Here is a 19,629-nt window from a genome sequence, read left to right as displayed (position 1 = left end):
CCATGCACCCGTCCCCCACCGCCCCGGCCCCGGCGCCCCCGCGCGAGCGCACCGGGCCCACCCCGCCGGGCGCCCCGCGGCCCCGCGCCGTCGACTGGCGCCGCTGGACGCCGCTGGGCTTCCTGCTCCCGTTCGGCACCCTGTTCGTCCTCACCTTCCTCGCGCCGATCTGCTACGCCGTCCACCAGAGCCTGTTCAAGCTGCACCGCTCCGGCCTCGGGCTCACGCCCCCGACCACCGCCTTCGCCGGCCTGGCCAACTACACCGAGGCGCTGGCGGACCGCGCGTTCACCTCCTCCGTCCTCCGGGTGCTGCTGATCGGCCTCGTCCAGGTGCCGCTGATGCTGGGCCTGGCGCTGCTGCTGGCCCTGCTGCTCGACGCCCGCCGCACCCCCGGCAAGCGCTTCTTCCGGCTCGCCTTCTTCCTGCCGTACGCGATCCCGGGCGTGATCGGCGGCCTGATGTGGTCCTTCCTCTACCAGCCGGACGTCAGCCCGGTCACCCGGGCGCTCTCCGACCTCGGCCTGCACGTCGACTTCACCTCCGCGGGCATGCTGCCCTGGTCGGTGGGCAACATGCTGACCTGGGGATGGACCGGCTACAACACGATCGTCATCCACTCCGCGCTCAAGGCGCTCCCCGGCGAGTACGCCGAGGCCGCCGAACTCGACGGCTGCACGGGCTGGCGGCTCGCCTGGCACATCAAGATCCCGATGGTGCGGCCCGCCCTGGTGATGACCACGGTGTTCTCGATCATCGGCACCGCGCAGCTCTACAACGAGCCGGTCGTCATGCGGGCCGTCGCCCCCGCGCTGTCCGGCGACTGGACCCCGATCATGGCCGCGCAGAACGAGGTCGCGGCCAACAACTACCAGGCCGCCGCCGCCCGTTCGGTGCTCCTCGCGCTGGTGATCTTCGTCCTCTCGTTCGGGTTCATGCGGTTCGTCAACAAGCGCGGAGCGGCCCTGTGAAGGACACGTCGAGGGGCCCGGCCCGGGCCGCCCACCCCGCCGGGCGCCTGGGGACGCTCGCCGTCCTGGTGCTCGCGGCGCTCTACTCCCTGCTGCCCGTGTGGTGGCTGGTGGTCTCGGCCACCAAGGGCAGCGGCGACCTCTTCTCCAGCAACGGCTTCTGGTTCGCCGGGCGGATCGAGCTGGTGCGCAACGTCTCCGAGCTGCTCGGTGTCCAGCACGGCATCTACGGCCGCTGGCTGCTCAACAGCCTGCTCTACGCCGTCGGCGGCGCGGCCGTCGCCACCCTGCTGTCCGCGATGGCGGGCTACGCGCTGGCGAAGTACGCCTTCCGCGGCCGGGAGGCGGTCTTCAACACCGTCCTGGGCGCCGTCCTGCTGCCCGCCCCGCTGTTCGCCCTGCCGCTGTACCTGATGTTCTCCGCGACCCACCTGGTGAACACCTTCTGGGCAGTGTTCATCCCCAGCGTGGTCAGCCCGTTCGGGGTGTACCTGTCCCGGATCTACGCCGCCGCCGCGGTGCCCGACGAACTGCTGGAGGCCGGGCGGATCGACGGCGCGGGCGAGTTCAGGATCTTCCGGTCCATCGCCCTGAAGGTCCTGCGGCCCTCGCTGGTCACCGTCGGCCTGTTCCAGTTCGTGACGATCTGGACGAACTACCTGCTGCCCTCGCTGATGCTCGCCGACGACCGCCTCCAGCCGGTCACCGTCGGCCTGGTCGCGTGGAAGGAGCAGCGCGGCCAGACCGTTCCCTACAACCTGATCATCACCGGCGCGCTGCTCTCGGTCGTCCCGATCGTGGTGATGTTCCTGCTGCTCCAGCGGCACTGGAAGGCCGGACTCACCTCCGGCAGCGTCAAGTAGCCGGCCCGTCGGCCGGCCAGCCCGCCCGCCCGCTTCGGCCGCCGGCCCCCTCACCGGGGCCGGCCCGCGGCCCGGCCCCGACTCCGCAGGGCCAGCAGACCCCGCAGGCCCAGCAGACCCCGAAGACTCCGCAGACTCCGAAGAGGCAGACCCGCAGATGAGTGAGCTCCGGCTTGCCACCCTGACGCTGCCGACCGCGCCGGTCGGCCCCGTCAACCCCCTCCCCCCGCTGTTCACCGGCGTGGACGCGCACCAGGTCGAGGACGCCGACGAGGCCGACGCGGAGATGCGCCGCAACATCGGCTACGGCCGGGTGCCCTCCGTCCTGCCCTACCTGGTGCAGGACGGCTACACCCGGGAGCGGGCGCCCGCCGACCACCCGGTGGCGGTGCTGGAGAACGACACCCTGCGCGCGGTCTTCCTGCTCGCCGCGGGCGGCCGGCTCCAGTCGCTGGTCCACAAGCCGACCGGCCGCGAACTGCTGTTCCGCAACCCGGTGTTCCAGCCCGCCAACCTCGCCCTGCGCGGCGCCTGGCTGGCCGGCGGCGTCGAGTGGAACATCGGCACCATCGGCCACACCCCCACCACCTGCGAGCCGCTGCACGCCGCCCGCCTCACCCGCCCGGACGGCACCCCGGTGCTGCGGATGTGGGAGTACGAGCGCATCCGCGGCGTGGTCTTCCAGATCGACGCCTGCCTCCCGGACGACTCCCCGGTGCTGCTGGTGCACGTCCGGATCACCAACCCGCGCGAGCACACCGTCCCGATGTACTGGTGGTCCAACATCGCCGTCCCCGAGGCCCCCGACGTCCGGGTGCTGGCCCCGGCCGACGCCGCCTGGCAGTTCTCCTACGACCGCCGGGTCCGCCGGGTCGCCCTCCCCGCCCCCGACGGCACCGACCTCAGCCGCACCACCTTCGCCCGGGACGCCGCCGACTACTTCTTCGACCTCCCGGCCGGCCGGCGGCGCTGGGTCACCGCCCTGGACGGGAGCGGCCGGGGCCTGGTCCAGGCCTCCACCGAACGGCTCCGCGGCCGCAAGCTCTTCCTCTGGGGCCGGGGCGAGGGCGGCCGGCACTGGCAGGAGTGGCTCGCCGAACCCGGCCTGGCCTACCTGGAGATCCAGGCCGGCCTCGCCCGCACCCAGCTCGAACACCTCCCGATGCCGGCCGGCGCCCGCTGGGCCTGGACCGAGGCCTACGGACTGCTGGAGGCGGACCCCGCCGCCGTCCACGGCGAGGACTGGACGGCGGCCCGCGACGCGGCCGAGCACGCCCTGGACGCCCTCCTCCCGCAGCACCTCCTGGACGCCGAACTCGAAGCCGCCGCCGACTGGGCCGACCGCGCACCCGAGGAGATCCTGCAGACCGGCTCCGGCTGGGGCGCCCTGGAGCAGCACCGCCGCGCCCGGGCCGGCCAGGACCCGCTGCCCACCCCCGGCACGCCCTTCCCCGACCGCACCCTCGGCCCCGAGCAGCAGCCCTGGCTCGAACTCCTCACCCACGGCACACTCACCCCCGGCGACCCGGACCGCCCGCCGGTCTCCTACCAGACCGACCCGGCCTGGACGCCGCCGCTGGCCGCCGTCGACAACTGGCTCGCCCACCTCCACCTCGGCACCCTGCACGCCCGCGCCGGCGACCACGACGCCGCCCGCGCGGCCTGGCGGCGCTCGCTCGAACACCGTCCCACCGCCTGGGCCTGGCGCAGCCTCGCCGCCCTCGCCGCGCACACCGACCGGCTCGACGACGCCGTCCACGCCTACCGCCGGGCGCTCGACCTCGCCCCCGCCCTGCTGCCGCTCGTCCTGGAGAGCGCCGCCGTCCTGCTCCGCGCCGGACACCCCGGAGAGGTGCTGGACCGCCTCGACGCGCTGGCCCCGGCCGACCGCGCCGCGGGCCGGGTCCGCTGGACGGAGGCCCGGGCCGCGCTGGACAGCGGCGACCCGGAGCGCTGCGGACGGCTGCTGCGCGAGGGCATCGAACTCGCCGACCTCCGCGAGGGCGAGGGCTCCCTGCACGAGCTCTGGTTCGCCCACCGGCGCGCCGCCGCCCCGGCCGGTGGCGGTGCGGAGCTCCCGCGGGCCTACGACTTCCGGATGCTGGCCGCGGAGGGCGCCGGCTGACGCGACCGGCTGATTCAACCGGCGGGTGCTCCCGGCGTCAAGACTTCACGCCGGAACTGACGCAACCTCACAATCCGGACCCGGAAACGGCGTTGTGCGTTCAAGAGGCGAATGAAAGAACCCTTGACGTGTCTGGTTCAGACCTTTAGGTTCCCGGCTCAGAGAAGCGGGGCGCGGCGCGCCCCTCGGCGCTCCCACCGCCGGGCCCCGCCCCACGCCGAGGAGCACCCGTGTTCGTTCGCGAACCGTCCTTGAAACGACTCGCGCCCGCCGTCCTCGCCCTGCTCGCCCTACTGTTCGGCCTGGCCGCCCCGGGCACCCGCGCCGCCGCGGCCGTCCCCGACTTCAAGGTGATCGCCTTCTACAGCGGCACCTGGGACGCGGCCCACATCGACTTCGACAAGGAAGCCAACGACTGGTTCCCGAAGACGGCCGCGGCCAACAACTTCAGCTACACCGCCACCACCGACTGGGACCTGCTCGCCAACGGCGGCGTCGACGCCTACGACGTGGTCCTGTTCCTCGACGACGCCCCGCAGAGCGCCGCCCAGCGGGCCGGCTTCGAGCGCTACATGCGGGGCGGCGGCGCCTGGCTCGGCTTCCACGTCTCCGCGTTCACCACCGACGCGGCGAGCTGGAACTGGTACTACAACCAGTTCCTCGGCAGCGGCAACTTCCGCTCCAACACCTGGGGGCCCACCACCGCCGTGCTGCGCACCGAGAACGGCACCCACCCCGCCGCGGCCTCGCTCCCGGCGACCTGGACCTCCTCGGTCAGCGAGTGGTACAGCTGGTCGAACAACCTGCGGGCCAACCCCGCGATCAAGGTGCTCGCCTCGGTGGACCCGTCGAGCTTCCCGCTCGGCACCGACCCCAACCAGTCCTGGTACGGCGGTGACTACCCCGTGCTGTGGACTAACACCCAGTACCGGATGCTCTACGCCAACTTCGGCCACAACGCGATGAACTACAGCACCAACACCCGGACGTCCTCGACCTTCGCCTCCGCCACCCAGAACCGGATGCTGGTCGACGCCCTCAAGTGGCTGGGCGGGGCACCCGCCCCCGCCGACCCCTGGTACACCCTGACCTCCCAGGCCAACGGCCGGTGCGCGGACGCCCGCGCCGCCGCGACCGCCAACGGCACCGCCGTCCAGCAGTACGCCTGCAACGGCACCGCCGCCCAGCAGTTCCGGCTCACCCCCACCGACGGCGGCTACGTCCGCCTCGCCGCCCGCAACAACCCCGACCAGGTCGTCGACGTCACCGACCGGTCGACCGCCGACGGCGCCCCGCTCCAGCTCTGGGCCTACGCCGGCGGCACCAACCAGCAGTGGCGCGCCGTCGCCGAACCCGCCGGCACCCAGCACTTCGTGGCCCGCCACAGCGGCAAGTGCCTCGCGGTCGCCACCACCGCGGCGACCGACTCCGTCCAACTCGTCCAGCGCACCTGCGACAACGGCGCCGCGCAGAGCTTCCGCCTCACCGCGCAGCCCTAGCCGCCCCGGCCCGCCCGGCCGTCCGGAGGCCCGCCGTACCGGGCCGCTGCCCGTGCGGCGGGCCGCTCCCGGCCGGACAGGGCCTAGCGCGCGGCGCGCAGTTCCTCCAGCAGCATGCCCTGGTCGGCGAGCAGTTCGGTCAGGATGCGCCGGGCCGTCCGGAGCAGCTCGGCGACGTCCGCGCCGGCCAGGGCGTACACCACCGTCGAGCCCTCGCGGGTCGCGGTGACCAGGCCGGAGCGGCGCAGGATGGCGAGCTGCTGGGAGAGGCTGGACGGTTCTATGTCCAGCTCGGGCAGCAGGTCGCGCACCGGCGTCGGGCCGGCCTGGAGCAGTTCGAGGACCCGGATTCGCACCGGGTGGCCGAGCATCCGGAAGAACTCGGCCTTGGCCTGGTACAGCGGTACGGGCATGCTTCCTCCCCTCTCCGGCGGCACGCAGGCCGCCGTCCCGCGCTCAGACCTCCAGCGTCGACTCGATCCGCTTCAGCTGGTGCCGGGCCATGGCGAGGTTGGACCGGCTGCGGTTCAGCGCGAGGTACAGGAACAGGCCGCGCCCGCTGGACGTGGTGAGCGGCCGGATCAGGTGGTACTGGTTGGTCAGGGTGACCAGGATGTCCTCGATGCCGTCGTCGTGGAGGTTGAGCATTTCCATCGCCCGCATCTTGGCACGGACGAGGTCCGTGTTGGCGGCCGCGGCGACGTTCAGGTCGATGTCCCCGCCGTCCCCCAGGGTGCCGAGCGCCATGCCGCTGCCGTAGTCCACCAGGGCCACCCCGATGGCACCTTCAATGGTCATGGCTTCCTTGAGCGAGGTTTCGAGATTCGCCATCGCCTGTCCTCCTGTCGTGGCCGGGTCGGTCGGCACGACTGTAGGAACGGGATCGCACCGCGGCCGACTGTTGACCGGAATCTTTCGTTTCTGGTCAGGACGTGATCGATGGGCGTCGATTCACTGACCACATGAAGACATTTGCAACTACGGATGTGAGCAGTTCACGCGTACGTGATTCCGGCACCCCCTCCCGGGGAACCGGCCCGGAACGTGGCGGGGCCCGGGAGCGGTATCCGGCTCCCGGGCCCCTGTGTGCCACCCAATTGTTGCGCACCGGCACGTTTAAGGACGGTGATCATGCTCAAAGCGCTTGCTTTACCGTTGAAGCTACCGCGCCATGGAGAGGCGCAGGGGGGAGTCGAACCCCCATCCGACGCTATTGGCCCCGTCCGGTCGATCCGGCGCTCGGTGGCGAATGCTGAGACTTGAGCGAGAGTCTGAGTTTCAAGGGGTGCCTCTACCATTTGGGCCACCCCGGCACGTGGTGCCGGGGGAGGGACTCGAACCCCCACCGTTCCCCGGGTTCAGCTTCAACCTCAGTGTCAGCTTGCGCTCTTCGCGCCACCCCCGGTCTCACCCGGGGGCGATCATGGGGCTACCCGAACAGGTAGCCGAAGACGGCGTCGCCGACCCGCCGGTCGGTGACCTCCGCCCCGTTCGCCTCCTCGCGGGCGAACTGCACCGCCTGCTGGAGCTTCTCCACCCGCTCCAGCAGCTCGTTCACCCGCCGGGCCGGCAGCGCGCCGGAGAACTTCACCGTCGTCCAGTACCCGACCGGCACGTCCTCGTAGTAGACCTCGACCTGCGCCGGGTGCTTCTCCGTCGCCTCCGCCTTGACGTGGTTGCGCGGCACCTTCCTGGTGCGGATCGTCCGCACCGCCTCGGTCTTCCACGCGTCCGTCGAGGGGTCGAGCGACCACGCCTCCGCGGCGTCCAGCACCGGGAGCTTGCGGACGAACGTCCGCAGGTCGGTGAGCTGCTTCTCCAGGAAGAGCAGGTACGTCACGGGCGCGCCCGCCACCAGCGTCCGCCCGTCCACCACCACGTCGGCCCGGGCCTCGGTGTTCGCCCAGTCCTTGGTGGCCGTCACGTCGAACAGCCGGGTCAGCGTCGCCGCCGTCGCCCGCAGCACGTCCTCCGCCTTCACCTGCACCCGGGTCGACTCGGGGGGCAGCTGCTCGCCCTCCTCGTCCTTGGGCTGGTACGTCCGGGACAGGCCGGCCAGCAGCGCGGGCTTCTGCAAGTCCTGGTGGGACTGCGTCAGCTCCTGGAACGACTTCGACTTGACGCCTTTTTCCACGGCGATGATCTGGTTCAACTTGGCCACACGAGGACGGTAGCGGCACACCCGTTCGACGGTCACCCGGTTTTCCGCGCCCCGCCCGACCGGCGGCGACAGCCGCCCTGACATGGGCACGCAGCCGGAGAAGTGCCGGAAAAGTCTGATGTTGATGTCACTCCGGACGGGTAATCTCAGGCTGAGATGCTCGATCACCACACCCCAAGCACCCGCTGCGCCCCGTCGCCCGCCCGGGCCACGGCCCCGCAGCCGCAGGCGTCGCCGTCTGCGTTCTCGTCCAGCCACACCCACGGGAAGAAAAGGTGACGCCAGTGCCCGGCAGCCCCATGCCCGAAGAGCAGCTCGACCCCGCGGCCGAGGAGCGGCTCAGCCCCGCCGAGCGGTACGCCGCCTCCCGCGAGCGCGCCAAGGAGCAGGCCACCGCCCTCTACGGCTTCCAGCAGCTGTACGACTTCCCGCTCGACGACTTCCAGCTCCGCGCCTGCCGGACGCTGGAGGGCGGCCAGGGCGTCCTGGTCGCCGCGCCGACCGGCTCCGGCAAGACCATCGTCGGCGAGTTCGCCGTCCACCTGGCGCTGGCCGGCGGCCGCAAGTGCTTCTACACCACACCGATCAAGGCGCTGTCGAACCAGAAGTACGGAGACCTGGTCAAGCGCTACGGCCAGGCCAAGGTCGGCCTGCTCACCGGCGACAACTCCGTCAACGGGGACGCGCCGGTCGTCGTGATGACCACCGAGGTCCTGCGGAACATGCTGTACGCGGGCTCCAGCGCCCTCGACGGCCTCGGCTACGTGGTGATGGACGAGGTGCACTACCTCGCCGACCGGTTCCGCGGCGCGGTCTGGGAGGAGGTCATCATCCACCTCCCCGAGTCGGTGACCCTGGTGTCGCTCTCCGCGACCGTCTCCAACGCCGAGGAGTTCGGCGACTGGCTGGACACCGTGCGCGGCGGCACCGAGGTGATCGTCTCCGAGCACCGCCCCGTCCCGCTCTGGCAGCACGTGATGGCCGGCAACCGGATGTACGACCTGTTCGCCAGCCCCGACCGGGACGGCCGCCCCAAGGGCAGCCTGAAGAACCCCGCCAAGGCGGTCAACCCCGAGCTGGTGCGGCTGGCCCGCTCCGAGGCCGACCGCGGCCGGGACAGGTTCGCCCGCGGCCGCGGCCGCTCGATGCCCGCCGGCCGCCCCGGCCGGGTCTGGACGCCGAGCCGGGTCGACGTGATCGACCGGCTGGACGCCGAGGGCCTGCTCCCCGCGATCACCTTCATCTTCAGCCGGGCCGGCTGCGAGGCCGCCGTCCAGCAGTGCCTCAACTCCGGGCTGCGCCTGAACCGGGACGCCGACCGCGCCAAGGTCCGCCAGTTCGTCCAGGAGCGCTGCCGCGACATCCCCGACGAGGACCTGCACGTCCTCGGCTACTACGAGTGGCTGGACGGCCTGGAGCGCGGCATCGCCGCCCACCACGCCGGCATGCTGCCCCGGTTCAAGGAGGTCGTCGAGGAGCTGTTCGTCCAGGGCCTGGTCAAGGCGGTCTTCGCCACCGAGACGCTCGCCCTCGGCATCAACATGCCCGCCCGCTCGGTGGTGATGGAGAAGCTGGTCAAGTGGAACGGCGAGACCCACGCCGACATCACCCCCGGCGAGTACACCCAGCTCACCGGCCGGGCCGGCCGCCGCGGCATCGACATCGAGGGCCACGCCGTCGTCCTGTGGCAGCGCGGCCTCGACCCGGAGGCGCTGGCCGGCCTGGCCGGCACCCGCACCTACCCGCTCAAGTCCTCCTTCCGCCCCTCGTACAACATGGCCGTCAACCTGGTCGGCCAGTTCGGGCGGCACCGCTCCCGCGAGCTGCTGGAGACCTCCTTCGCGCAGTTCCAGGCCGACCGCTCGGTGGTCGGCATCGCCCGGCAGGTGCAGCGCAACGAGGAGGGGCTGGACGGCTACCGCGAGTCGATGACCTGCCACCTCGGCGACTTCGACGAGTACATGCGGCTGCGCCGCGAACTCAAGGACCGCGAGAACGAACTCGCCCGCGAGGGCTCCTCGCAGCGCCGGGCCGCCGCCGTCGAGGCCGTCGAGCAGCTCAAGCCCGGCGACATCATCCACGTCCCGACCGGCAAGTTCGCCGGCCTCGCCCTCGTCCTCGACCCCGGCCTGCCCCCGGTCAGCCGCAACGGGCACGGCCGCGGCGGCCCCCGCCACCCCGACTTCCAGGACGGGCCGCGCCCGGTCGTGCTCACCGCAGAACGCCAGGTCAAGCGCCTCGCGATGATCGACTTCCCGCACCCCGTCGCCGCGATGGACCGGATGCGCATCCCCAAGTCCTTCAACCCGCGCAGCCCGCAGTCCCGCCGCGACCTCGCCTCCGCCCTGCGCACCAAGGCCGGCCACCTCGAACCCGAGCGCTTCCGCAAGGGCCGCGCCGCCGCCGCCGACGACCCCGAGATCAGCCGGCTCCGCGCCGCCCTGCGCCAGCACCCCTGCCACGGCTGCGACGAACGCGAGGACCACGCCCGCTGGGCCGAGCGCTACCACCGCCTGCACCGCGACACCGAACTCCTCGAACGCCGGATGCGCTCGCGCACCCACACCATCGCCCGCACCTTCGACCGGGTCTGCGGCCTGCTCACCGACCTCGGCTACCTCCGCGGCGACACCGTCACCGACGACGGCAAGCGCCTGGCCCGGCTCTACGGCGAACTCGACCTGCTCGCCTCCGAGTGCATCCGCGAGGGCGTCTGGGACGGCCTGGCCGCCGCCGAACTCGCCGCCTGCGCCTCCGCCCTGGTCTACGAGGCCCGCCAGTCCGACGACGCGCTCGCCCCGCGCGTCCCCGAGGGCGGCGCCAAGGAGGCCCTCGGCCGGATGGTCCGCATCTGGGGCCGGCTCGACGCCCTCGAGGAACAGCACAAGATCTCCACCGCCGAAGGCGTCGGCCAGCGCGAACCCGACGTCGGCTTCGCCTGGACCGCCTACCGCTGGGCCCTCGGCCACGACCTCGACGCCGTCCTGCGCGACGCCGACATGCCCGCCGGCGACTTCGTCCGCTGGACCAAGCAACTCATCGACGTCCTCGGCCAGATCCAGGACGCGGCGGGCGAGAACGCGGAACTCCGCAAGACCGCCCGCAAGGCGGTCGACGGCATGCGGCGCGGCATCATCGCGTACTCCTCCGTCGGCTGACCGGCCCCCGGCGACGGGCCCGACCGCTTCGCGCGCTCGGGCCCCTAGACTGCGGCGGTGAACGCCGACGGCGTCCGGCCGTCCGGCCCTGCGGGAGGACATCGCATGCACGACCCTGCGGACTCGACCGGAACCACCGAGCCCGGGGGGAGCGCCGGTGCCGACGCGGCACAGGACGCGATACCCGCCTCGACGGTGCTGGCCGAGGTGCTGCCGGGCATCGCCGTGGTCTTCGGCGAGGTCCCGGCGGAACTCGCGCCCGGCCTGGTCGACTTCGGGCTGGTGTCGACCGCCGACCGGACGCTGCTGTCCACCACCCTCGCCTCGGTGGGCACCGTGGCCGCGGCGGCCGGCACGCTCGGGAAGGCGCTGCCCGCCGCGCAGGGGCTCTACCGGCTGAGCGACGCGACGCAGGCCCTGCTGAAGGCCGGCGGGACGCTCGCCGTCAAGGACGGGGCGCACCTCGGCGCGGTGTTCAACGGCGGCAGGATCGTCGGGCAGGCCCGGCTCGTTCCCGTGGGCGAGGTGGGCCTGGCGGGTGCGGCGGGCATGACGGGCGCGGCGGGCGCGGCGCAGGTCGCGGTGACCCTCGGGCCGGCGCTGGCCTCGATCGCCCTGCAGATGCAGCTGAACGAGATCACCGGCCTGGTCAGGACCAACATCGCGTTGACGACCCAGGTGCTCACCGCGATCCGCAACGAGCAGTGGGCCGAACTGACCGGCCTGGTCGCCACCGTCGAGCGGGCGGTCGAACAGGCCCGGGAGGTCGGGGCGGTCCCGGCGTCCTTGTGGGACGGTCTCGCGGGCAGCGAGGCGCTGCTGCGCAAGCAGGTCGACCTGTACCGGGGCAACGTCCGAGGTCACGTCGAGGAGCTCGACCGGCCGGGCGCGCAGCGCCGCGAGTACCTGCGGACGAACGCCGAGGCGATCGTCTTCGACGCCAACGCCCTGCTGTCCTCCCTGAAGGCGTGGACCGGCTACCAGGCGCTGCGGGCCGGCCGGGCTAGCGCGGCGGGACACGCGGACGCCGACGAGGCGCGGTACGCCGAGGTCGTCGTCCGCGGCACCCGGGCCGAGCTCGACTCGGCGCTCGCCGGGGCCACGGGCCTGCTCGACGCGCTGACCAGGGAGTTGCGCACCCTGGCCGAACTCCCCGGGCCGGACGGGCTGTCGCTGCCGGGCCGCCGCAAGGACGCCAAGGCGGTGCGGCAGATCTCCGTCCGGCTCCTGGAGGCGGTCGAGCCGCTCGCGGACGCCCTGCGTCCGGCGCCGCCGGTGCTGGCGGCCCCGCAGGTGCTCTGCGCGCCCGGGTCGCTGGAGCTCGACCCGTACCTGCGCCTGCTGCGGTGGGTCCTGGAGGGCGGCGAGACGCTGCGGGCGCTGGCCTTCCCCGACCAGTTGGACGCCCTGGGCCCGATCTCGGCGATCCTCGGCGGCGCGAAGGAGATGCTGGCGGCGGCGCGGGACCGGAGCACCACCCGGACGCTGGTCGCCGTCACGGACCGCCGCATCGTCACCGCCCGGGCGGGTGCGTTCCTCGAGCAGGGCGAGATCCGCCAGGTCGTCCCGCTGGACCTGGTGCGCTACGTCCGGGCGGCGCCCGCGCGGGACGGGGACGCGCGGCCGGTGATCGACCTGATCACCCGGGACGAGAGCATCCGGTGGGTCTTCCGTCCCGACGGCGACGGCGCCCAGGTGGACGCGCTGGCCGCCGTCCTCGCCGAGTCGATGGCGATCCCGGAGGCCGAGCGCGAGGCGCTGCTGCGCAGGCCCCGCACCGCCCTGGCGGCCGACGCCGAGGTTGTCGCGGAGACCGCTCCCGTCGAGTGACCCGGCCCCGGCGGGCCCGGGTGTCCGGCTCGGGTGGCCGTACCGGTGGCGGCGTACCCGGCGGAGTGCCGTCCGCCCGGCGGCCGGTTCAGGGCGCCGCGCCCGGGACCGGGCCGGTGGAGTCGCGGATGATGAGTTCGGTGGCGAGTTCGACGTGCAGGGCCTCCAGGGCGGTGCCTTCGATGAGGCGGAGGAGGAGGCTGACGGCGAGGCCGCCGAGCTCTTCGAGGGGTTGGCGGACGGTGGTGAGGGTGGGGATGGAGGTGCGGCTGAGGTAGTCGTCGTCGAAGCCGGCGATGGAGAGGTCCTCGGGGACGCGCAGGCCGCGTTCGTGGGCGGCGCGGAGGGCGCCGATGGCGGCCTTGTCGTTGAAGGCGACCAGGGCGGTGGGGGGCCGGGGGAGGTCCAGGAGGCGGGCGGCGGCGGTGTGGCCCCAGTCGCTGGTGGGTTCGATGCTGGTGACGAGTTCCGGGGGGATCAGGACGCCGGCCTCGGCGAGGGCGGCGGTGTGGCCGGCGAAGCGGGAGGTGGAGGCGAGCCAGTCGACGGGGCCGTTGATGAAGCCGATCCGCCGGTGGCCGAGCGCGACCAGGTGGGCGGTGAGGTTGCGGGCGCCGGTGAAGTGGGACGCGGAGACGGCGGCGATGTCCCGGGGGACGGGCGTGCGCGGGTCGATGACCACGAACGGGACGTCCTGGCGGCGCAGTCGCTCCAGTTCGGCGCTCTCCTCGACCGGGAGGATCAGCAGCGCCCCGGCGAGGTCGCGGCGGCGCGGCAGCCCGGCGAGCGCCCCGTTGCGCTGGGCGGAGCCGCCCGCGCTGAGGATCAGTTCCCGCCCGTGCCGGTCGAGCGCCTCGGCCACGGCGGTGACGATGGTGCCGAAGTAGTCGGTGAGCAGGTAGGGGCAGCGGACGAAGACCGCGCCCGGCGGGGTGGCGGCCCGTCGGGCGGCGGCCGCCGCGCTCGCGGTCGCGCTCGCGGACTCGGGCGTGCCGAGCTGTTGCATCGCGTCCCGGACGGCGGCCCTGGTCGGCTCGGAGACGGCGGCCTGACCGGTGAGGACGCGGGAGACCGTCGCGGGGGAGACCCCGGCGGCGGCCGCGATGTCCCGCACCGTGACCCGGGTGGATTTCGGTCTACCCATGTGTTTCATCGTTTCGTTTCATGGAAGCGATCTTACATCTCCCAACTCTCAAGGCGTGCATGAATCTTGACACGCGGAAACCCGGTGCCGTTTCCTGAACGCACCACCCGGATTGCAGAAATGTTTCATTTCGTTTCATGAAGGAAGCGGAAGGACCACCGATGTACCGACGCGTGCTCGGCACCGCCACGGCCGCCGCCCTGGCGCTCGGCCTGCTGGGAGCCGCCCCCGCGCCCTCGCACCGGCCCGGCGGGGTCGAGGTCTGGGTCACCACCCCGGACGGCGCCGAACTGCTGCACCAGCGGCCGTCGGTGGCGTTCCACCCGGGCGCCTCCACCCGCACCACCATCATCGTCGACCCCGGGCGGACCTTCCAGCGGATGGACGGCTTCGGCGCCTCGATCACCGACTCCTCCGCCGCCGTCCTGAGCTCCCTGCCCCCGGCCGACCGGGACGCCGCGCTGCGTCAACTCTTCGACCCCGCGCGGGGGATCGGCATCAGCATGGTCCGCCAGCCGATCGGCTCCTCCGACTTCACGGCCGCCGCCGCGCACTACACCTACGACGACGTCCCGGCCGGGCAGAGCGACTTCGCGCTGAGCCGCTTCTCGATCGCCCACGACGAGCAGCGCATCCTCCCCCTGCTGCGCCAGGCCCGGCGGCTCAACCCGGAGTTGAAGGTGGTCGCCACGCCGTGGAGCCCGCCCGCCTGGATGAAGACCGGCGACTCGCTGGTCGGGGGCCGGCTCAAGGACGACCCGGCGGTCTACGACGCGTACGCCCGCTACCTGGTGAAGTTCGTCCAGGCGTACGCCGCGGCCGGCGTCCCGGTGGACTACCTGACGGTGCAGAACGAGCCGCAGAACCGCAGGCCCGACGCGTACCCGGGCACCGACCTGACCGCCGAGCAGGAGGAGAAGGTGATCGAGGCGCTCGGCCCGCTGCTGCGGAGGGCCAGCCCGCGCACCCGCATCCTCGGCTACGACCACAACTGGACCACCCACCCGGACGACGTCGCCGGCACCCCGCCCGGCGAGGACCCGGAGACCGACTACCCGTACCGGCTGCTGGACAGCGACGCCGCCGGGTGGCTGGCCGGGACGGCCTACCACTGCTACGCGGGCGACCCGTCCGCGCAGAGCGCGCTGCACGACGCGCACCCCGACAAGGGCATCTGGTTCACCGAGTGCTCCGGCTCGCACGGCCCGGACGACACCGCAGCCCAGACCTTCCGGTCCACCCTCACCTGGCACGCCCGCAACCTGACCGTCGGCGCGACCCGCAACTGGGCCCGCTCCGTGCTCAACTGGAACATCGCGCTGGACGAGCACGACGGCCCGCACAACGGCGGCTGCGCCACCTGCACCGCCCTGCTGACCGTGCACGACGACCGCACCGTCAGCACCGGCGCCGAGTACTACACCGTCGGCCACCTGTCGAAGTTCGTCCGCCCCGGCGCCGTCCGGATCGCCAGCACCAGCTTCGGCACGCCGGGTTGGAACGGCCAGCTGGCCGACGTCGCGTTCACCGACCCGGACGGGTCGACCGTGCTGGTGGTGCACAACGAGAACGACGCGCCGCGCGACTTCGCCGTCGCGGTCGGCGGCCGGAGCTTCGAGTACACGCTGCCCGGCGGCGCGCTCGCCACCTTCCGCTGGCCCAAGTCCGGTGCGCCGCAGCCCGATCGGCGCGAAGTCCCGCTCACCGGGGCCACCGCCGCCGCCCGGCCCGCCGACGCCGACGCGCACCTGGCGATCGACGCCGACGCCGCCACCCGGTGGTCCAGCGGCGCGGTCCAGACCCCCGGCCAGTACCTGCGGATCGACCTCGGACGGCGCACCGCCTTCGACCGGATCGCCCTCGACAGCGGCGACAACCTCGGCGACTACGCCCGCAGTTGGCGGATCGAGGCGAGCGACGACGGCACCCGCTGGCACCCCCTCGCCACCGGAGCCGGCACCGGCCAGCTGACCACCGTCGACCTGCCGCCCGGCACCCGCGCCCGGTACCTGCGGATCACCAACACCGGTACCGCGCCCGCCTGGTGGAGCCTCGCGGACGTCCGCCTCTACCGCTGAACCACCCCGCCGCCCCGCCTCCGCGCCCCTACCGCACCGCCGCGCCACTCCGCCACCCCGTCACCCCGCGCCCGCACCTCCCCACCCCCACAAGGAGCCGCCCCATGCACGGACCGCACCGCTCCGTCCGCACCGCCGTGGCCCTCGCCCTGGCCGCCGCCGGCCTGGCCACCGTCGGCGGGACGTCCGCCCAGGCCGCCGACACCACCGCCCAGGTCTGGATCACCACCGCCGACGGCGGCAGCCGCCTGGCCCAGGCCGCCTCCGTCGCGTTCTCCGCCACCAGCCCGCAGGCGCAGGACATCGCGGTCAACGCGGCCGACGTGCAGCAGCCGCTGGTCGGCTTCGGCGCCGCGTTCACCGAGTCCTCCGCCCACCTGGTGGCCGGGCTGTCCGCCCCCACCCGGGCCGCCCTGATGAACGACCTCTTCTCCACCGCGGGCGGCGGCATCGGCCTCAACTACCTGCGCCAGCCGCTCGGCGCCTCCGACTTCGTCTCGCACCTGCCGTTCTACTCGTACGAGGACACCCGGGGCTCGTTCTCCATCGCCCGCGACCAGCAGGAGATCCTGCCCGCGATCAACCAGGCCCGCGCGGTCAACCCGAACATCCGGATCATGGGCACCCCGTGGTCGCCGCCCGCCTGGATGAAGACCTCGAACTCCCTCAACGGCGGCAGTCTGAAGCCGGAGAACTACGGCGACTTCGCCGACTACCTGGTCAAGGCGATCCAGGCGTACGGCGCGGCCGGCGCCCCGATCAGCGACCTGACCGTCGCCAACGAGCCCAAGTTCCAGACCACTTACCCCTCCACCGGGATGACGGCCGCCCAACAGGCGGACTTCGTCAAGGTGTTGGACACCAAGCTGACCGCCGCCGGGCTGTCCACCGAGCTCTACGCCTACGACCACAACTGGGACGACACCTCCTTCCCGCTGAGCGTGCTCTCCCAGGACGCCTCGGTGGCCCGGCTCAAGGGCGCGGCGTTCCACTGCTACGGCGGCCAGCCCGAGGCCGAGCAGCAGGTGGCGAACACCGGGAAGGCGGTGTTCTTCACCGAGTGCACCGGCACCGACTCCGCCACCCCCGCGCAGACCTTCGGCAACACCCTGAAGTGGCAGACCGAGAACCTGATCATCCGCAACCTGCGCAGCGGCGGCCGCACCGCCGTGCTGTGGAACGTCGCCCTGGACGCCAACGGCGGTCCGCAGTACGGCAACTGCTCCACCACCTGCAACGGCGTGCTGGAGGTCTCGGGCGGCGGCTACGGCAAGAACGCCGAGTACTACGTGCTCGGCCACGTCTCCAAGTTCGTCAAGCCGGGCGCCCGCCGGATCGGTTCCACCAGCCAGGGCAGCGGCGGCCTCCAGGACGTCGCCTTCCTGAACCCGGACGGCTCGCGCGGCGCGGTGGTGCTCAACGCCACCGGCGGCTCGCAGCACTTCTCGATCAGCGACAGCGGCCGCTCCCTGGTCTACGACCTCCCGGCCGGCGCGGTCGCCACCTTCACCTGGCCCGGCGCCCCCACCGGCGGCGGCACCACCCCGCCGAGCGGGCCGGTCAACACCGCGGCCTGGTACACCCTGGCCAACGCCAACTCCGGCAAGTGCGTGGACGCCACCGGCTGGGGCACCGCCAACGGCACCGCCGTCCAGCAGTGGGCCTGCGGCAACGGCGCCAACCAGCAGTGGCAGTTCACCCCCACCGACAGCGGCTACTACCGCGTCACCAACCGCAACGCCGCGGCCGGCGCCCAGGTCCTGGACGTCACCGGGGCCGCCACCGCCGACGGGGCCAAGATCCAGACCTGGCAGTGGTCCTCCGGCGCGAACCAGCAGTTCAAGCCGGTCCAGCAGTCCGACGGCAGTTGGACGCTGGTCAACCGCAACAGCGGCAAGTGCCTGGACGTCACCGACGTCTCCACCGCCGACGGCGCCCGCCTCCAGCAGTGGGCCTGCACCGGCGGCTCCGCCCAGTCCTTCCGCCTCACCGCGGTCGGCTGACCCCGGGCCCACGCCCGGGCCCACGCCCGGACCCACGCTTGGGCCCACGCCCGGGCCGTCGCCCCCCTGAGCCGGGGTGGCCGGTTGGTGGACCGACCGCCCCAGGAGTGCCCGTCGCGCGCGTGCCTGAGCGCCCGCGGCGGGCACTCCGTCTCCGTTCCCCCGCAGGTGTGCTGATCCGGTGTCAGTGCGCGCCGCGCCGACTCGACGTGTTCCGTTCAAGCCCTGATTACCTCACCATGGGACCGTTCCGGTGCGCCTACGCGCGTAGCGCGCACCGGTGACGCCCCCACTCACGGCAGAGGAGATCAACAGATGATCAGGGCTTCCAAGGCCGTCCGCCCGACCGCCCTCGCCGCGACCGGCCTGCTGCTCGCCGCCGCCGCCGCGACCGTCCAGCCGCACCCCGCCGCGGCAGCCACCACCCTCCAGGCGCCCCCCGCCGCAGCGGCCGCCGCCACCCCCAAGCGGGTGCTGTTCGACAACACCAAGGGCGAGACCGCGGGCAACGCCGACTGGATCATCTCCACCAGCCAGCCCGACCCGCTCGCCCAGAACGCCAACCCCACCACCGAGACCTCCTGGACCGGCGCCCTCTCCGCCTGGGGCGTCGCCCTGCAGAAGGCCGGCGGCTACAGCCTGAAGACCCTCCCGGCGGGCAACACCATCAGCTACGGCACCGGCGGCGCGCTCGACCTCGCCAACTTCGACGCGTTCGTGCTGCCCGAGCCCAACGTCCGGCTCGGCGACGCCGAGAAGACCGCAGTGATGAAGTTCGTGCAGAACGGCGGCGGCCTGTTCCTGATCTCCGACCACACCCAGAGCGACCGCAACAACGACGGCTGGGACTCCCCGAAGATCATCAACGACCTGCTGACCACCAACAGCGTCGACAGCACCGACCCGTTCGGCTTCTCCGTCGACCTGCTCAACCTCACCACCGACAACCCGCGCGCGATCACCGACACCACCGACCAGGTGCTGAACGGCCCGTTCGGCAAGGTCACCGGCTCGATCATCCGCAACGGCACCACCTTCACCCTCAAGCCCGCCGACAACCCGAACGTCAAGGGCCTGCTCTACCGCACCGGCTACAGCGGCAGCACCGGCGCCGCCTTCGCCACCTCCACCTTCGGCAGCGGCCGGGTCGCCGTCTGGGGCGACTCCTCCCCGATCGACGACGGCACCGGCCAGTCCGGCAACACCCTCTACGACGGCTGGAACGACCCGGCCGGCACCGACGCCGCCCTCGCCCTGAACACCACCGCCTGGCTCACCAAGAGCACCGGCACCGGTGGCGGCGGCACCGGCTGCCCCGCCGCCCAGCTGATCACCAACCCCGGCTTCGAGACCGGCTCCACCGCCGGCTGGACCGAGACCAACAGCGACGGCACCAGCACCGTCAACTCCGCTGCCGGTGAGCCCGCCCGCACCGGCGGCTACGACACCTGGCTCGACGGCAACGGCACCACCACCACCGACACGCTGTCCCAGACCGTCACCCTGCCGACCGGCTGCGGCAGCTACCGGCTGAGCTTCTGGCTGCACATCGACAGCGCCGCCTCCACCACCACCGCCTTCGACACCCTCACCGTCACCGCCAACGGCACCACCCTGGCCGGCTACGACAACACCAAGGCCGCCGCCGGCTACCAGCAGCGCACCTTCGACCTCGCCGCCTACGCGGGCCGGAGCGTGACGTTGAAGTTCACCGGCGCCGAGGACTACACCAAGCAGACCTCGTTCGTCCTCGACGACATCACCGTCGACGTCTCCTGACCCCCGACAGCCGTCGCG

Annotated in this window: 13 protein-coding genes; 9 read left to right on the top strand and 4 right to left on the bottom strand. The window is 72.8% G+C overall.

Annotation, left to right across the window (positions count from 1 at the left end; all coding sequences use genetic code 11):
* The first annotated feature begins 2 nt into the window (after nt 1-2).
* From ACIQVD_RS20100 to ACIQVD_RS20085, 4 genes are all read left to right on the top strand, one after another.
* Nucleotides 3-971, top strand: coding sequence for a carbohydrate ABC transporter permease (locus ACIQVD_RS20100; RefSeq protein WP_402290856.1), 969 nt, complete (start codon nt 3-5; stop codon nt 969-971).
* Entirely contained in the window at nt 968-1,834 is an 867-nt protein-coding gene (locus ACIQVD_RS20095; RefSeq protein WP_402290854.1) for a carbohydrate ABC transporter permease, read from the top strand. The genes ACIQVD_RS20100 and ACIQVD_RS20095 overlap by 4 nt, the downstream gene beginning before the upstream one ends.
* 157 nt (nt 1,835-1,991) lie before the next feature.
* A complete protein-coding gene (locus ACIQVD_RS20090) occupies nt 1,992-3,959 on the top strand; it encodes a DUF5107 domain-containing protein (RefSeq protein WP_402290852.1) in 1,968 nt (655 codons plus the stop codon).
* 230 nt (nt 3,960-4,189) lie between these two features.
* Nucleotides 4,190-5,458 (top strand): ThuA domain-containing protein, encoded by a 1,269-nt coding sequence (locus ACIQVD_RS20085; RefSeq protein ID WP_402290850.1) that lies wholly within the window; start codon nt 4,190-4,192, stop codon nt 5,456-5,458.
* A gap of 83 nt (nt 5,459-5,541) precedes the next feature.
* Here the strand turns inward: ACIQVD_RS20085 and ACIQVD_RS20080 are convergent, their stop codons facing one another.
* The 3 genes from ACIQVD_RS20080 to ACIQVD_RS20070 form a co-directional block, all read right to left on the bottom strand.
* Nucleotides 5,542-5,871, bottom strand: coding sequence for a helix-turn-helix transcriptional regulator (locus ACIQVD_RS20080; RefSeq protein WP_100839265.1), 330 nt, complete (start codon nt 5,869-5,871; stop codon nt 5,542-5,544).
* 43 nt (nt 5,872-5,914) lie between these two features.
* Nucleotides 5,915-6,289 carry a hypothetical protein gene (locus tag ACIQVD_RS20075; protein WP_100839264.1) on the bottom strand — a complete coding sequence of 125 codons (375 nt, stop codon included), beginning with the start codon at nt 6,287-6,289 and terminating at the stop codon, nt 5,915-5,917.
* Nucleotides 6,290-6,887: 598 nt separating this feature from the next.
* Nucleotides 6,888-7,619 carry a hypothetical protein gene (locus tag ACIQVD_RS20070; protein WP_100839263.1) on the bottom strand — a complete coding sequence of 244 codons (732 nt, stop codon included), beginning with the start codon at nt 7,617-7,619 and terminating at the stop codon, nt 6,888-6,890.
* A 299-nt stretch (nt 7,620-7,918) separates the two neighbouring features.
* On the opposite strand from ACIQVD_RS20070, the gene ACIQVD_RS20065 reads away from it, so the two are divergent.
* Together ACIQVD_RS20065 and ACIQVD_RS20060 are read left to right on the top strand one after the other, a co-directional pair.
* A complete protein-coding gene (locus ACIQVD_RS20065; RefSeq protein ID WP_400679935.1) occupies nt 7,919-10,777 on the top strand; it encodes a DEAD/DEAH box helicase in 2,859 nt (952 codons plus the stop codon).
* Nucleotides 10,778-10,882: 105 nt separating this feature from the next.
* Entirely contained in the window at nt 10,883-12,607 is a 1,725-nt protein-coding gene (locus ACIQVD_RS20060; RefSeq protein WP_402290847.1) for a hypothetical protein, read from the top strand.
* Between the two features lie 88 nt (nt 12,608-12,695).
* Here the strand turns inward: ACIQVD_RS20060 and ACIQVD_RS20055 are convergent, their stop codons facing one another.
* Complete coding sequence (locus tag ACIQVD_RS20055; RefSeq protein WP_402290844.1) at nt 12,696-13,751, bottom strand: LacI family DNA-binding transcriptional regulator; 1,056 nt, start codon at nt 13,749-13,751, stop codon at nt 12,696-12,698.
* A 161-nt stretch (nt 13,752-13,912) separates the two neighbouring features.
* Here ACIQVD_RS20055 and ACIQVD_RS20050 point away from each other — a divergent pair, with 161 nt between their 5' ends.
* The 3 genes from ACIQVD_RS20050 to ACIQVD_RS20040 all read left to right on the top strand — a co-directional run bounded on the left by ACIQVD_RS20050 (nt 13,913) and on the right by ACIQVD_RS20040 (nt 19,611).
* Nucleotides 13,913-15,829, top strand: a complete 1,917-nt coding sequence (locus tag ACIQVD_RS20050) for a discoidin domain-containing protein (protein ID WP_402290842.1) — start codon at nt 13,913-13,915, stop codon at nt 15,827-15,829.
* A 104-nt stretch (nt 15,830-15,933) separates the two neighbouring features.
* Nucleotides 15,934-17,832: an RICIN domain-containing protein gene (locus tag ACIQVD_RS20045; RefSeq protein WP_400679690.1), complete on the top strand. Its 1,899-nt coding sequence runs from the start codon at nt 15,934-15,936 to the stop codon at nt 17,830-17,832.
* Between the two features lie 315 nt (nt 17,833-18,147).
* Complete coding sequence (locus tag ACIQVD_RS20040; protein WP_402290839.1) at nt 18,148-19,611, top strand: hydrolase; 1,464 nt, start codon at nt 18,148-18,150, stop codon at nt 19,609-19,611.
* Nucleotides 19,612-19,629: the final 18 nt, after the last annotated feature.

Origin of the sequence: Kitasatospora sp. NPDC090308 (genome assembly GCF_044769485.1) — a bacterium.
Lineage (GTDB): Bacteria > Actinomycetota > Actinomycetes > Streptomycetales > Streptomycetaceae > Kitasatospora > Kitasatospora fiedleri.
Note: the sequence above shows the minus strand (reverse complement) of the source record. Positions and strands in the feature narration are given on the sequence as shown.

What these genes read in the sequence shown, in the direction of transcription:
- ACIQVD_RS20100 (WP_402290856.1), top strand. Translation starts at nt 3, where the DNA reads ATGCACCCGTCCCCCACCGCCCCGGCCCCGGCGCCCCCGCGCGAGCGC.
- ACIQVD_RS20090 (WP_402290852.1), top strand. Translation starts at nt 1,992, where the DNA reads ATGAGTGAGCTCCGGCTTGCCACCCTGACGCTGCCGACCGCGCCGGTC.
- ACIQVD_RS20080 (WP_100839265.1), bottom strand. Translation starts at nt 5,871, where the DNA reads ATGCCCGTACCGCTGTACCAGGCCAAGGCCGAGTTCTTCCGGATGCTC.
- ACIQVD_RS20075 (WP_100839264.1), bottom strand. Translation starts at nt 6,289, where the DNA reads ATGGCGAATCTCGAAACCTCGCTCAAGGAAGCCATGACCATTGAAGGT.
- ACIQVD_RS20065 (WP_400679935.1), top strand. Translation starts at nt 7,919, where the DNA reads ATGCCCGAAGAGCAGCTCGACCCCGCGGCCGAGGAGCGGCTCAGCCCC.
- ACIQVD_RS20060 (WP_402290847.1), top strand. Translation starts at nt 10,883, where the DNA reads ATGCACGACCCTGCGGACTCGACCGGAACCACCGAGCCCGGGGGGAGC.
- ACIQVD_RS20055 (WP_402290844.1), bottom strand. Translation starts at nt 13,751, where the DNA reads ATGGGTAGACCGAAATCCACCCGGGTCACGGTGCGGGACATCGCGGCC.
- ACIQVD_RS20050 (WP_402290842.1), top strand. Translation starts at nt 13,913, where the DNA reads ATGTACCGACGCGTGCTCGGCACCGCCACGGCCGCCGCCCTGGCGCTC.
- ACIQVD_RS20045 (WP_400679690.1), top strand. Translation starts at nt 15,934, where the DNA reads ATGCACGGACCGCACCGCTCCGTCCGCACCGCCGTGGCCCTCGCCCTG.
- ACIQVD_RS20040 (WP_402290839.1), top strand. Translation starts at nt 18,148, where the DNA reads ATGATCAGGGCTTCCAAGGCCGTCCGCCCGACCGCCCTCGCCGCGACC.